Origin of the sequence: Neorhizobium populisoli, from assembly GCF_019430945.1 — a bacterium.
GTDB classification, from domain to species: Bacteria; Pseudomonadota; Alphaproteobacteria; order Rhizobiales; family Rhizobiaceae; genus Neorhizobium; species Neorhizobium populisoli.
Window position 1 is genome coordinate 103,963 of the sequence record NZ_JAHYCB010000008.1, and the last position, 14,528, is coordinate 118,490.

11 protein-coding genes and 1 pseudogene are annotated in these 14,528 nt (G+C 60.0%); 8 read left to right on the plus strand and 4 right to left on the minus strand.

Annotated elements, in window-relative coordinates; genetic code table 11:
- Positions 1-919: 919 nt before the first annotated feature.
- Together KX729_RS22660 and KX729_RS22665 are read left to right on the plus strand one after the other, a co-directional pair.
- Positions 920-2,095 carry an efflux RND transporter periplasmic adaptor subunit gene (locus KX729_RS22660; protein ID WP_219744761.1) on the plus strand — a complete coding sequence of 392 codons (1,176 nt, stop codon included), beginning with the start codon at positions 920-922 and terminating at the stop codon, positions 2,093-2,095.
- A complete protein-coding gene (locus KX729_RS22665; RefSeq protein WP_219744762.1) occupies positions 2,092-5,295 on the plus strand; it encodes an efflux RND transporter permease subunit in 3,204 nt (1,067 codons plus the stop codon). Before KX729_RS22660 ends, KX729_RS22665 begins: the two co-directional genes overlap by 4 nt.
- 65 nt (positions 5,296-5,360) lie before the next feature.
- Here KX729_RS22665 and KX729_RS22670 read toward each other — a convergent pair whose 3' ends face one another.
- A complete protein-coding gene (locus tag KX729_RS22670; protein ID WP_219744763.1) occupies positions 5,361-5,816 on the minus strand; it encodes a MarR family winged helix-turn-helix transcriptional regulator in 456 nt (151 codons plus the stop codon).
- 147 nt (positions 5,817-5,963) lie between these two features.
- Between KX729_RS22670 and KX729_RS22675 the strand changes: the two genes are divergently transcribed.
- Positions 5,964-6,731, plus strand: coding sequence for an alpha/beta fold hydrolase (locus KX729_RS22675; protein ID WP_219744764.1), 768 nt, complete (start codon positions 5,964-5,966; stop codon positions 6,729-6,731).
- A gap of 175 nt (positions 6,732-6,906) precedes the next feature.
- Here the strand turns inward: KX729_RS22675 and KX729_RS33615 are convergent.
- The 3 genes and pseudogenes from KX729_RS33615 to KX729_RS22685 form a co-directional block, all read right to left on the minus strand.
- Positions 6,907-7,016: pseudogene (locus KX729_RS33615) on the minus strand (PepSY domain-containing protein); the annotation flags it as partial.
- Positions 7,017-7,064: 48 nt separating this feature from the next.
- On the minus strand, positions 7,065-7,685 hold the full coding sequence (locus KX729_RS22680) for a hypothetical protein (protein WP_219744765.1): 621 nt from the start codon (positions 7,683-7,685) through the stop codon (positions 7,065-7,067).
- 172 nt (positions 7,686-7,857) lie between these two features.
- Positions 7,858-8,847, minus strand: a complete 990-nt coding sequence (locus tag KX729_RS22685; protein WP_219744898.1) for a LacI family DNA-binding transcriptional regulator — start codon at positions 8,845-8,847, stop codon at positions 7,858-7,860.
- Positions 8,848-9,064: 217 nt separating this feature from the next.
- On the opposite strand from KX729_RS22685, the gene KX729_RS22690 reads away from it, so the two are divergent.
- From KX729_RS22690 to KX729_RS22710, 5 genes are all read left to right on the plus strand, one after another.
- Positions 9,065-9,853, plus strand: coding sequence for a 6-phosphogluconolactonase (locus KX729_RS22690; protein ID WP_219744766.1), 789 nt, complete (start codon positions 9,065-9,067; stop codon positions 9,851-9,853).
- Complete coding sequence (locus KX729_RS22695) at positions 9,846-10,640, plus strand: sugar isomerase domain-containing protein (RefSeq protein WP_219744767.1); 795 nt, start codon at positions 9,846-9,848, stop codon at positions 10,638-10,640. The genes KX729_RS22690 and KX729_RS22695 overlap by 8 nt, the downstream gene beginning before the upstream one ends.
- Positions 10,640-11,782, plus strand: coding sequence for an N-acetylglucosamine-6-phosphate deacetylase (locus KX729_RS22700; protein WP_219744768.1), 1,143 nt, complete (start codon positions 10,640-10,642; stop codon positions 11,780-11,782). Before KX729_RS22695 ends, KX729_RS22700 begins: the two co-directional genes overlap by 1 nt.
- Positions 11,779-13,029 (plus strand): neutral/alkaline non-lysosomal ceramidase N-terminal domain-containing protein, encoded by a 1,251-nt coding sequence (locus KX729_RS22705; RefSeq protein WP_219744769.1) that lies wholly within the window; start codon positions 11,779-11,781, stop codon positions 13,027-13,029. Before KX729_RS22700 ends, KX729_RS22705 begins: the two co-directional genes overlap by 4 nt.
- 105 nt (positions 13,030-13,134) lie before the next feature.
- Complete coding sequence (locus KX729_RS22710; RefSeq protein ID WP_219744770.1) at positions 13,135-14,445, plus strand: extracellular solute-binding protein; 1,311 nt, start codon at positions 13,135-13,137, stop codon at positions 14,443-14,445.
- Positions 14,446-14,528 lie beyond the last annotated feature (83 nt).

Here is a 14,528-nt window from a genome sequence, read left to right on the forward strand (position 1 = left end):
GATTAAGGTCGTACTGATGATGGCACTTCCCGGGATCATATGCGGAACGCTGCCATTCTGACGTTCTTGCATGACGGAACCTCCGAAAAATTACAGGATTTTCCAAATGGAAATCAGAGGTCGGTGACGGCCCATTTTGTTCGACTATGACGCTAACAGCATGGCTTGCGTCGAGGTGAATTACGCCGGTTGCAACGGCGCTGCCGAGTAGCGTTTGAAGAGCAGTATCATGTTCAGTGGTTGATTTATTCTAGACCTTCCACATCCGGCTAAGCGACGGAACAACGCCTGTTAGGACGCGGCCGAATTTCGGAAAAAATGTTGCCGCAGAGCAACGACATCGCTTTTGGATAACGACCTGCTAGGGCTTTCGGGTGAAACAGTGCGCGAGTCCGGCCTAGAAACCGGCGCTATTTCGTACATCGCGATATGTCAGGCTGCCAGCCCAAGCTCATAATCAATCCTATGCTGCAGGATCGCTATAGTGGGTCAACGAACCCGCGCCTCGGCGTACCCGTGAGGATCCTGTCTTAAAGTGTCCAAGTTGCACAAGCTCCGCGAAGCACGGCATCATGGTGGCTATAATTAGCCAACCTCCAAGGCGGGCAGGGCGGTAAGAGCATTCGTGCGAAATCCATAAGTGCAGTGAGAGCAGCGCCTGTCTCGATCGCACACGAGCCCTCGACACAGGGGCAGCTTTTCAAGGCCATGCGCTGTTGTACTCCATCGTCGTTGCAATTCTTTCAGCGTGACGATTATAGTGCGGCTTTATTGGGTTGGCGCGGCGAGGGCCGCCGACCTGCTGCGAAGCATGGAATCAAAAGTTGCGAACGCCCCACCGCGTTCGAAGAAGTGGATGAGACGCATCATTTCAATATGAAGTAGGGCGCCGTACAGGCCTGCCCAGAAGGGGATCGCTATGCCTTACTCTCTTCGCACCGCCATTGCGCTCGGCGCCATATTCATTTTCGCGCCGCTCGCCGCCAAGGCTCAGCAGGCGGCGGCCCCGCCTCCCGTTACCGTTGCAAAGCCCATTGTCCGCGACGTCGTCGATAATGACGAGTTCATCGGCCGCTTCGAAGCGGTCGACGCAGTTTCCGTCCGCGCGCGGGTCGGCGGCTATCTGCAGGAAGTGCATTTCACCGATGGTGCGATGGTCAAGCAGGGCGACTTGCTGTTTGTCGTCGATCAGCGTCCCTTCGTGACTGCCGTCAACGAGGCGACTGCCGCTCTTGAGGTTGCAAAGGCTACCCTGGGGTATGCGGAGGCGCAGTTCAAGCGTGCCGAAGCCTTGGCTAATAACGGCAGCCAGTCGGTGTCAACCCTCGATGACCGCCGCCGAGAGTGGGTCTCGGCGCAGGCCAGCGTTCGAGGCGCGCAGGCGGGTGCGGATCGCGCCGCCCTTGACCTCGAATATACGAGGGTCACTGCGCCGATCAGCGGCCGCATTGATCGTCGCCTACTTTCGGCAGGTAACCTCGTTCAGGCTGACCAGTCGGTGCTGACGACCATCGTTTCGCTCAATCCGATCGATTTTTACTTTGACGTCGACGAGCGCCGCCTTCTGAACTTCGCAGACGCAGCGCGCTCGCGCGGCAGCGATCTTCAACAGGGCGGTGGTGGCGTGCCCGTTCGTGTCCGCATCACCGATTCGACGCAGAAACCCTTCATTGGTAGGCTGAACTTCGCCGAAAACCGCGTCGACAATGCGTCCGGCACTATTCGCATGCGCGCCCGCTTTGATAATCGTGAACTAATTCTGCAACCCGGCTTGTTTGGCCGCGTTCAGGTTGAGGCCTCGAATACCTACAAGGCAATCCTCGTACCTGACGAGGCGATCGGCTACGACCAGAACCAGCGCGTTGTCTACGTCGTCGGCGCCGACGGCACGGTCTCGACCAAGCCGGTGAGAACCGGACCGCGGCTTTATGGCTATAGAGCAATCCGCGAAGGCCTGACCGGCACTGAAACGATCGTCGTCAACGGCCTGATGCGCGCCCGCCCGGGCTCGAAGATCTCGCCGCAGATAACCGAGCTGCCTCAAAGCCGTGAAGATATAGCGCCGGAGGCCGCTGGCTTGGAGATGGCGCAATGAGGTTCGCTCATTTCTTTGTAGACCGGCCGATCTTCGCATCGGTCCTATCCATCGTGTTGCTCATCGTCGGCGGGCTCGCATATTTCCAGCTTCCCGCCGCGCAATATCCGGAGATCGCCCCGCCGACAATCGTTGTGCGTACTGCGTATCCGGGCGCCGATGCCGAGACGATCGCGACGACTGTGGCGACGCCGATCGAGCAGGAAATCAACGGCGTCGAAGACATGCTCTACATGTCTTCTTACTCAACCGCCGACGGCTCGATGGCGCTGACCATCACCTTCAAGCTCGGCACCGACCTCGACAAGGCGCAGGTCCTCGTCCAGAACCGCGTGGCAATCGCCGAACCGCGGCTTCCCGAGGAAGTGCGCCGTATCGGCATTACTACGGCGAAGAGCTCGCCCGACCTGATGATGGTCGTGCACCTCCTGTCGCCGAATTCGCGTTACGACCAGCTCTACGTCTCCAATTACGCCCGCAGCCGCATCCGCGATACGCTGGTGCGTCTTGATGGCGTCGGCGACGTCATTATCTTCGGCGAACGCGAATATTCGCTGCGCATCTGGCTCGATCCGGAAAAGCTCTCGGCCTACGGCATGACGTCAAGCGATGTCGTCCAGGCGCTACGCGATCAAAACGTTCAGGTTTCCGGCGGCTCGATCGGCGGGCCGCCAACCTCGGGCACCAATGCCTTCCAATATACGGTCACGACCGAAGGCCGTTTCTCCGATGCCCGTCAGTTCCGCTACGTCATCGTCAAGGCGACGGACAGCGGGCGCCTCGTGCAGCTGCAGGATATTGCCCGCATCGAGCTCGGCGCCAAAGACTACGTCACCAACAGCTACCTGAACGGCAAGCCTGCCGTCGCGCTCGGCATCTTCTCCCGCCCCGGCACCAATGCGCTGGCGGCGGCGGCCTCGATCAAACAGGCGATGGAGACCGCCAAGCAGGATTTCCCGGACGGCCTCTCCTACGACATCGTCTACAATCCGACGGAGTTCATCGCGGAATCGATCAACGAGGTTTACAAGACGATTGCCGAAGCAGCGATCCTGGTTGCCCTCGTCGTGTTGATCTTCCTGCAGTCCTGGCGTACCGCGATCATCCCGATCGTTGCCATTCCGGTCTCGCTGATCGGCACCTTCGCCTTCCTGCTCGCCTTCGGCTTCTCACTCAATATGCTGACGCTATTCGGCCTGGTGCTGGCGATCGGCATCGTGGTCGACGACGCGATTGTCGTGGTTGAGAACGTCGAGCGAAACCTCGCCAGAGGCATGAGCCCGCGCGAGGCGGCGCATGTGACGATGGACGAAGTCGGAACCGCCGTCCTTGCCATCTCGCTGGTGCTGATCGCCGTCTTCGTGCCGACAGCCTTCATTCCGGGCATTTCCGGCCAGTTCTACCGGCAATTCGCCGTCACCATCTCGGTGGCAACGGCAATCTCGGCCTTGAACTCGCTGACCCTGTCGCCGGCGCTTGCTGCCATCGTGCTGAAACCGCATGACGCACATCACAGGCCTAGAAACCCTGTCTCGCGTGTCGGCAATGCGCTCGCCAACGGCTTTAACCGTGGCTTCGACAAGATGAGCGCCGGCTATTCCTGGGTGGTCAGCCGCCTGGTCCGCACCTGGACTGCGATAGGTGTCGCCCTCTTCATCTTCGCCGGATTGCTGGGCCTCACTTATTACATGGGCAATATCGTGCCGCGCGGCTTCGTGCCGGTCCTGGATCAGGGCTATGCGATCGTCGTTGTGCAGCTGCCTGACGGTGCCTCACTTGCCCGCACCGATGCCGTCGTGCAGCGTGCCTCCGAGATCATCCGCAACACGCCTGGTGTCAAGAACGCCGTTGCCTTCTCCGGCTTTAGCGGCGCGACCTTCACTAATGCCTCGAATGCCGGCGTGGTCTTCGCCGCATTCGACACATTCGAGAACCGCCTGGAGCATCACCAGAATGCAGGCCAGATCATTGGCCAGCTCTATGGCGGCCTGCAGAGCATCCAGGAGGCCTTCATCATCGCCATCCCGCCGCCGCCGATCTCAGGCATCGGCAATGCCGGCGGCTTTAAAATGCAGCTGGTGGACCGTGAGGGCTCGGACATGCGCCGGGTTCTTGGTGCCGCCTACCAGATCATGGGCAAGGCCAACCAGACAGCAGGACTTACCGGTGTCTTCACGACCTTTTCAGCCTCCAGCCCACAATATTTCCTGGAGATCGACCGCGACAAGGCGCGCGCCCTCAACGTACCGATCCCCAATATCTTCGATACACTATCGATCAACCTCGGTACGTCCTACGTCAACGACTTCAACGCCTTCGGCCGCGTCTATCAGGTCCGCGCGCAGGCTGATCAGCAATACCGCGTCGAGCGTGACAACATTCTGGCTCTGAAGGTTCGCTCTGCGACCGGGGCACTGGTGCCGCTCGGCACGCTGGTCGAGATCAAGGACACGTCAGGCCCCTCGCTCGTCCAGCATTATAATATGTATGTCTCGGTGCCGCTGCAGGGCAATGCCGCCCCCGGCGTCTCGACCGGCAGTGCCCTCAACACCATGGAGGGTGTGGCCAAGAGCATCCTTCCCGCGGGCACCACCTTCGAATGGACCGAACTCGCTTTCCAGGAAAAGAACACCGGCAACACGGCGATCTATATCTTTGCGCTCTCGGTGATCTTCGTGTTCCTCGCGCTTTCGGCCCAGTATGAAAGCTGGGTGCTGCCGCTGGCGATCATCCTGATCGTCCCGCTCGCCATCCTCGCCGCGCTCACCGGAGTGCATCTGCGTGGAATGGACAACAATATCCTGACGCAGATCGGCCTGATCGTGCTGATCGGCCTGGCGGCCAAGAACGCCATCCTGATCGTCGAGTTCGCCAGACAGGCGGAGGAGGAAGGCAAGACGGCGATCGAGGCTGCCATCGAGGCCAGCCACCTGCGTCTGCGGCCGATCCTAATGACCGCCTTCGCGTTTATTTTCGGCGTCGTGCCGCTGATGATCGCGACCGGCCCCGGCGCGGAAATGCGCCAGTCGCTCGGTACGGCCGTCTTCTCAGGCATGCTGGGTGTGACGATCTTCGGCTTGTTCCTGACGCCAGTCTTCTACGTGCTGTTGCGCGCTCGCTACCGCAACAAGGCGGTGCCGGTCGATGCAACGCCGTCGCAGCCCGAGAAGTCGTTCAGTAAATACGGCGACAAAATATGATGTCAGCATGAGCAGGCCCGGGAGTTGCCCTTCAACGCCTAAAGGGGGCAAACTTCAGTGCCGAATTACATCTCACTACGTGCAGCGACATGAAGCCTGCCGCGCAAGCTGTCGATTGTTGATCTCAGGTTGTCGAGGGTCTTTGCATCCAGCGCAGCCGCTTCGCCGATACATTGCATGACGTCGCCCGCCTGTTTTTGGAGGGCGCGGCCTTTTTCCGTCAAATGCAGAAGCACCTCGCGTTCGTCCTGCGGGTTGCGTGTTCTGGTGATCAGCTCGGCAGCGTTCAGTCGCTTGAGCAAAGGTGTCAGCGTGCTGGAATCCAGAAAGAGTGTCTTCCCCAGTTCCTTGACGTTTTGACCATCGCGGTTCCAGAGCGACACCATGACCAGATATTGCGGGTAGGTGAGGCCGAGCTTGTCAAGCAGGGGTCGGTAAAGCTGGGTGAATGCATGGCTCGCGGAATAGAGGGAAAAGCAGAGCATTCCGTCGACTCCGAAATTATCGTCTGGCTTCTTCATCACAATCTCCTTCCTCCTTAAAATAATTTGTGCGCGATCTATTTGCAAGCGGTTGACAATGTGATCTCACGCTCATATGTGTTGTGTACAAATTAATCGCCAACAAATGATTGGCGCCTGCCAACCCAACCACGAGAGGATATTGAAATGCTCAAGTTTGCTACCGCCGTCGCCTTTGCCGCCGCTCTGCTGTCCGGCACTGCAATTGCCCAGCCCGCAAAGCCCACCGTCGTCCTCGTCCATGGCGCCTTTGCCGATTCCTCCAGCTGGAATGGCGTCACGAAGATCCTGCAGAAGGACGGCTACACCGTCGTCGCCGCTGCCAATCCGCTCCGCAGCGTTGCCGGCGATGCGGCCTATGTCTCCGACATCGTCTCCAGCATCAAAGGACCGGTCGTTCTGGTCGGCCATTCCTATGGTGGTCAGGTGATCTCGGCTGTCACCAATGGCAAGGACCATATCAAGTCGCTTGTCTATGTTGCAGCCTTTGCTCCGGAAGCTGGCGAAGCCGCCGCCGATCTCGCCGGCAAGTTCCCGGGCGGCACACTCGGTCAGGCGCTCGCTGCGCCGGTCAAGCTGGCAAATGGCGGTGTCGATCTCTCCATCGACCAGGCGAAGTTTCACGACCAGTTTGCGCACGACGTGTCGGTCGATGATGCCGCGTTGATGGCCGCCGGCCAGCGTCCTATCACAGAGGCAGCCTTGACGGAAAAGGCGGGCGCTCCGGCCTGGAAGACGCTGCCCTCCTACTTCATCTACGGCGACGGCGATAAGAACATCCCCGCACAGGCGCTGGGCTTCATGGCCGAACGAGCAGGCTCTAAACACACGGTCGTGGTCGAGGGGGCATCCCATGTCGTCATGGTCTCCCAGCCCCAGGCCGTCGCGAACCTGATTGAAGAGGCTGCGAAGTAAAGGCTGATATCCGCTAAAGGCCGCCGCTTGAAAGGGTGGCGGCCTTAGCTCAACGGTTTGAAGAGTTTACTTCTCCTATTTGCGCCGCTTTGTGCCTTGAATCTTCGATTTCAACCAGGATTTTGGTGACATCGGTAGCTGTTGCACATTCGCGGAAAAGGAGCGGAGATGCTGCTTATTTGGCGACAGTGTTGCCTTGGTAATGGGTGAGGTGGCAACCTGTTTACCGTCCTTCGTGTCGGTTGCCTGCCAGACACCCTTGTCGTCTAGCTTGAGACCCGTCACCGCGCGAGCCGCGTCAGCACAATACGCAGAAGGCAGTTTGGGGCGCTCCTATCTGAGCAGACCATCGATGTCGAAATCGTCCCAGCCGCGCAATTTCGTGGCGGCGTCAGCAGTCCGCTCAGGTTTGACGGTACTCGCCTGTTTCAATGATCGAGCCAGCTTTGCCTTGTGAGCTGCCCGCCTTCGGTTCTCCACCTTTGTTGCTGCATCCTCTTCCCGCCATAAGTCTGCGGAACCTCGATCGAGTAGGTCGACGACTACCTTGGGATCGTAGACGTGAAACGTGATCTTCTTGGCGCGCCCTCGAAGGTTGACGGTCCGCGTCCCCGCGCTCGGAAGGCGACCATCGCCCAACCAACGGTGGCGCTCGCTTGCCTTGATCGACAGAATGTCTTCGATTTCGTGCGGTATGATCGGCAAGCGTTCAATGTCCTGAAGGACGATTGTGACGATCGCGGACGCTGCTTTAAACTCGGCTTTCTCTTCGGCAGGCATAGCCAAAGTCAATTCAACTGCATCGAGTTCAAGCGATTTCCTGGAGTCTATCGGTAGCCTGGCGCGAATCTCAAGCAATATGCGCTTTGCCCGCACGGATGACCCGAGCGTAGCTTCGGGCGGGAGGATCCAAGTCTTCAGAAGCTCAATACTGCTCATCGCTTTTTTTGCCATGGCCCTCAAATGGGTCGGGTAACCGGATGCTTCAACAGGAAAGCGACGGACTCACGCCGTCTCACGTTTGGCCGAACGCTTACGCAAACCTGCACTATAGGTGCTGGCGTTTCAGCTGGAAGATGGCCGCATCTGAATGCTGTTATTCTCCGAACTGGCCCACCCACGAGGTTCACGAATGGCCGGTGGACTGACGCACCACGAGATGCGTTTCAAGCACGTAACGGACATCCCGTACCGCCCGCGACTGCATCATCTCAAGCAACAAGGAAACAGCGACCCGGCCGGCTTCCGTTGAGCGGTTGGACACGGATGTCAGTGCGGGATAGGTCACCGCACCGAGAACATCGTCGCAGCCAACCAGACTGAAGGCGCCAGGTACGGAGACATTTTTCTCCGCGAGGCCCGCTAGCACGCCCTGTGCTGTCAGATCGTCGAAAGCAACCGCAGCCGTTGCGCCCGTTGCAAGGATCGCACCAACGGCAGTTCGACCGGAATTGTAGCTCGCCGTCACCGCAGGCACCGTTTCGACAGTCACCTCGAACCCGGCAGCGGCACTGCGTATCGCGGTCCGCCGCTGCTTGTTCGACCAGGAATTCGAAGGACCGCTGATATAGACAATTTTACGGTGGCCGAGCTTGGCAAGATGCTCGACCGCTTGCCGCACACCGGATCCGCTATCGATCAGCACACGGGGAATGCCATCGATATCGCGGTTGATCAGGATCAATGGCATTTGCCCGGCATGGGCACGGATACGCTCGTCGGAAAGGCGGGATGAGGCGAGAACCAGACCTTCAACCTGACCGGCGAAACGACCGACAAGCTTATCCTCCTGTTTCGGATTTTCCTCTGTGTTTCCAAGGAAGATGCAAAAGTCCGAACGATCCGCTTCAAGCTGGGCAGCCTGGATAAGAGGTGGGAAGAACGGGTTGGCAATATCGGGCACGATGAGCCCGATATTGCCATGGCGGCCGGTACTCAGCGCGCGGGCGGTATAATTGGGAACGTAGCCCAGCGCTTCCGCAACCTTCATGATCCGTTCGACAGTCTCCGGCAACAGCATATCGGGACGGGTGAACGCACGCGAGACGCTGGAACGCGCCACGCCGGCCGCATCCGCGACCTGGCTGATGGTAACGCCCTTGGCACGCTTGATCATGATGTCAGAAAACTCTCGGTTCTTGGCTTCGCTTATCATGAAGTCCGCCGCCTCATCAATCGAAGCACAAACTGGCATTCGTCCGCTTGACATGCAACCGGTTGCATGAAAGTCTTTCGTTAACAAGAACACGGGGAACTGCAACGGATGCGGCCATGCAATATGGTTCTGCGCCAAGGGTTTCCGTATGGGAAAGTCCCCCGGACATGGAGACCACATGAGCCTTGCCACCCCTCTTCGCCCTTCGCCGAATACCCGGCGGACTTTTGACCGGCTCGTCGTCGAAAGCTTTGCCTCGCGGGCTGAAATGGGGGCGGCAGCGGCAGCAGATGTCGCAGCGGCTCTCGCAGAGCGACTGGCGACACGGCCTCACGTTCGCATGGTCTTTGCAGCGGCTCCGAGCCAGGCAGATATGCTGGCAGCACTCGCTGCCATGCCAGGTCTCGATTGGAGCCGGGTCACTGCCTTTCATATGGATGAATATATCGGTCTCGACGCCGCGTCGCCTGCGCGGTTTGCGAACTGGCTCGATGCGCATGTCTTTAAAAAACTGCCGTTCGCAGCCGTGCATCGCATGACGCCGGAGCCGGATGCCGAAGCCGAAGTCGCTCGTTATGCGGCACTCATGAACGAGGCGCCGATCGATTTTATCTGCCTTGGCATCGGCGTGAACGGGCACATCGCCTTCAACGACCCACCGGTCGCGGACTTCAGCGATCCGCTGGACGTGAAAATCGTCGAACTGGATGATATCTGCCGGCAGCAGCAGGTCGATGACGACTGCTTCCCGGATCTGGCTTCGGTGCCTCATCACGCGGTAACGCTGACCGTCCCTCGATTGATGCGTGCCGATCGTCTTTTCTGCGTCGTTCCGGGCGCGATCAAGCGTGATGCCGTTCATAATACGCTTTATGGGCCGCTCAGCATCGATTGCCCCGCCAGCATTCTGCGCAATCACGAGGCCTGCACCCTCTATATCGACAAGGACTCCGATCCCGATGCCTGAGATCCCTGTACCCGAGACCAAAATCATCGATGCAGACGCGCTCTGCGAAGGTTATCTCGCCTCGACGCAAACCCTGATGCGCCGGGTTCTGGAGGAAGAAAAGGCACCGCTTGACCAGGCCGCGTCCAGGCTTGCTGATCAGGTGGCCGCCGACCGACTGGTGCATATCTACGGTCCCGGCGGTCATTCCAACCTTGCCTCTCAGGAAGTCTTCTTCCGTGCCGGCGGGCTGATGCATATCAGCGCCATTCTCGACGAAGGCACGCTTCTGTCCAACGGCGCGCTGCGTTCTATGGCGATCGAGCGCACGCCGGGTTACGGCAAGGTGGTGATATCAAATCAGCGGCTCGGCGAAACCGACCTGCTCATCCTGGTCAATGCCTATGGCATCAACGCCGCGCTGATCGATGCGGCTCTGGAAGCAAAACGTCGCGGTGTCTTCCTGATCGGCATCAGTTCGCGCCAGCACGCGGCCAATACCTCGCCGGACCATCCGGCTCGCCACCCGACCAAGCAAAACCTGCACGACATCGTCGATATCGCCATCGACTGCAAAGTACCGATCGGCGATGCGGTTGTCTCCGTGCCGGGCATGGGGGAGAACATCGCGGCGATTTCCACCTTCGCCAATGCGTTCACGCTGAACTGCCTGGTCATCCGCACCGTCGCCAAGCTTGTCGAGCGTGGCGTGGAGCCGCCAGTCTGGCGCAGCGGCAACGCGCCGGGCGGCGACGAGGCGAACGGCCGTTTCATTGCCAATTTCCAGGGACGGGTGAAAGCACTCTGATGATCAGCATCGACGGCATCGATCCCCGCACCGGCAAAGGCATCTCGATCGAGATCGCCGACGGGACGATTGCCGCCATTCGCCCGACAGAGAGTGCGGGCAATACCTATCTCTCCGCCGGTCTGATCGACCTGCAGGTCAACGGTTTCCGCGGCCTCGATTTGAATGCGGGCAAGGTGACGCCGGAGATCTTGCTCTCGCTCTGCAAGGAGCTGTTGAGCGTCGGCGTCGCCACGTGGTTGCCGACTATCATCACCGCTTCGGAAGCCTCGATCCTCCAGGCGCTTGAGGCGATTGCGGAGAGCCGTGCCACATATCCGTTGATCGCTGAGATGGTGCCGGGCGTGCATCTGGAAGGCCCGTCGATCTCCAATAAGGACGGTCCGCGTGGCGCGCACCCGCTCACAGATGTCCGTCCGCCATCGGTTGCCGAATTCGAACGCTGGCAAAAGGCCTCCGGAAGCCTCGTCAAGATGGTGACGCTCGCACCGGAGCACGACGGCAGCATCGACTACATCCGGACACTCAGCGAACAAGGTGTCTTTGTCGCAATCGGTCATACGGCCGCGACGCCGGATGAAATCCATGCCGCCACAGAAGCCGGAGCAAGGCTCTCCACCCATCTCGGCAATGGCGCCGCGGCCATGCTGCCGCGCCATCCGAATTTTATCTGGGCGCAACTTGCCGACGACCGGCTGACGGCGAGTTTCATCGCCGATGGTTGGCATCTGCCGGCCGATACATTCAGGGCGATGTTGCGCGCCAAGGGCATGGAGCGGACAATCCTCGTTTCCGACATGGTGGCGCTTGCCGGTATGTCGGCCGGACTTTACGAACAGCCGGTCGGCGGCAGTGTCGAGGTTTCGCCGGAAGGCCGTATCAGCGTCGCTGGCACGCCGTATCTCGCCGGCGCCAGCCTGCCGCTATCCGCCAATGTGGCGATTGCTGCCGAAATGGCGGGCATACCGCTTGCCGATGCGCTTTTGTTGGCGACCGAAAACCCCGGCCGCTTCGTCGGCGGACGCGGGCGGCTGGAAGTCGGCGCGCGCGCCGATCTCATTCGCTTCGATTGGTCCAAGGGCGACCGCGCGATCCATATACATGAGACCTGGGTGCGTGGCGAAAAGGCGTTCTGCCGATGATCCAGGCCGGCGCCGCAATCGTCGATATCACACCGACACCGGGCCTATCGATGTCCGGCTTCGCAGCCCGCAGCCTGCCAGCCACGGGCGCGCATGGCGCATTGACGGCACGCGCCGTGGTGATCGGCGATACGGCTGTCGTCGTGGCCGACGTCATCGGGATAGACGCCGCAATGAGCGCCCGCATCCGCGAACGTTGCCTGCTGCCCGCGGAAAATGTGGTGGTCGCGGCCCTTCATAACCACGGCGGCCCTGTCTCGATGGCCGGAAGGTTGAGCCTTGCCGCCGATCCGGCCTATCTGGAGCGGCTGGAGGATGCCTGTGTCGCAGCGATCGACATGGCCGCGGCCGCACGCCGTCCGGCAATGATCACGGCAGGTCAGGGAAGCGACCCGGGGATAGCACGAAACAGGCGCCATCCCGGCGGACCCGTGGACGCTTCCCTACCATTGCTGCGCATTCGGGATGAGGACGGCAATATGATCGCAGTGGTGACGGCCTATGCCTGCCATCCGGTCGTGCTTGCCGCCGATAATCTGCTCTGGACCGCCGACTATCCGCATTTCGTGCGGGCAGCTTTGGAGGAGGCCTATCCCGGCGCAATCGCGCTGTTCATGACGGGCTGTGCCGGCGATGCCAATACCGGTCACTCGGCACACGCATCAATTACGCTTTCCGCCAATCCGGACAGGACTTACGAAGCTGCCGAAAGGATCGGCCGCAAGGTTGCTGAAGCTGCACTCTCCGCCAGCGAGATTCCGGTTTTGGCCCGGACGGTCGCGCGTAACGGCACGGTCGAGCTCGCCTTCGAGCGTCGCGAAAAGGAAGAGCCGGACGTTCTCGAAAAGCGCTGGCGCGACGAAATCGTGACTGCCGATCCCGCCCGCAGAAGCCTGCTCAGCTATTGGGCCGATTGGGCAAAAGACATTGCGCCGCTCACGCCTGCCCCCCTTTTGGCTCGTGTCACAGTGTTGGACTGGGGCGGCGTGCTGTTTGTCGCATTGCCCGGCGAGATATTTGCTGAAACGGCGCTATCGATCGGCGCAGCGATCGGCGCTGAAAGGCCGGCCTTCGTTGTCGGCTTTGCCGATGACAATCCCGGTTACATACCGCCTGCCAGCGAGTTTCGCCACGGCGGCTACGAGGTGGACGAGGCACACCGCTATTATGGACTGCCAATGACATTCGCGCCGGGCTCGGCAGAAGCGCTTGCCGCTTGCGCCATCGCCCTTGCGACCGGCGATTGAGGAGAAATACGGCGTGATCGGCTTCACGTTCAAGACCCATCCGATGCTTGACACGCAACCGGTTGCATGAGAGCTTTTTAGTAACAACAACAAGGGAACAGGGTTATGAAAAACGCATCAGTGAAGATCAGGATTTCCACGCGCGCACTGCTGATGAGCACAGCTTTCGCCGCTACGCTTCTCACCGGTATCACGGCAGCCTCGGCCGAGACGCTGACAGTCTGGAGCGGCTATCCGGAAATGGCGCCGTTCTATCAGCATGTTGCCGACGGCATGAAGGCTGCCCATCCCGACCTGCAGGTCAAGGTGGAAGCGATTGCGCTTCGCGAGCATGAAAAGCGCGTCGCGCTCGGCCTGACCGGCGGCGGCCAGGACGGCGTTACCCTCATCGAGCTTTCCGGCTCGACCGCGACCCGTTACCTTGAAAACGATCTCCTGCCGGAAGCGCCGGCCGATATCTCGACCTTCGTCAAGGACCCGAAGAATTTCGACAAGTTCTTCAGCGATATCGCAGGCAGCAACGGCAAGATCTACGGCGTGCCGCTGTTCCGTGGCCAGGGCTCGCTTTTCTACAACACGGACATGTTCAAGGCTGCCGGCCTCACCGCTCCGCCGAAGACCATGGAAGAATTTTCCGAATATGCCAAGAAGCTGACCCAGCGCGATGCTTCGGGCAAGGCGACTGTCTCCGGCTGGAGCCTGCGTCTTTCCGGCGGCGGCCAGGGCATAGCGGAAAAGTTCTGGACCAACATGCATCAATATGGCGGCGCGATCCTCGTTCCGGCCGGCGACGGCAAGTGGAAGACCAATTTCGCCAACGAGGCCGGCCGCAAGGCGCTGAAGCAGTATCTCGATCTCGTCTTCACGGCAAAAGCGGTAACGCCCGAAATACCGGCTGATGCCGATGCTTTCGAGCGTGGCCAGACCGCCATGTTCATCCGCGAATCCTGGGTCATCGGCGATATCGCCCAGAAGGCGCCCAACCTGAAATACGCGGCCGCCCCGCTGCCGACCGGTTCCATCGCGCTGCCGACCAATCTTTATGTTGCAGGCGATGCCAAGGCTTCGAAGATCGGTTGGGAATTTGCCAAGGCGGCCAACACGCCGGAAAACCTCGTCTGGTTGCTGCAGAATGTCGGTTGGCTGCCGAACCGTTCGGGTATCGACTACAAAGCCGTCACCTCCAAACAGCCGGCCTTCGCGGCCTTCGTCGATTATCCGCAGGGCTACAAGTTCTTCACCCTGCCGTCGATCGGCCCGATCGAAGAAATCCTCACCCGCGTTGCCGCCCAGCTCGTCGTTGCCTTCGGTGACGCCTCGCTTGCGACCGACGATGCCAAGATCGACGCTTTCCTGAAGAAGACGAGCGACGAAGTGAACACCATCCTCGACCGCGAAGGCCTGCTGGCAAAGTAATCGCCGGCGCTCTCGCCAACATCATCGGCTCGGGGCACAATTGTTCATTGTCGCCCCGAGACACTTTACGAGGATTAGGGTCC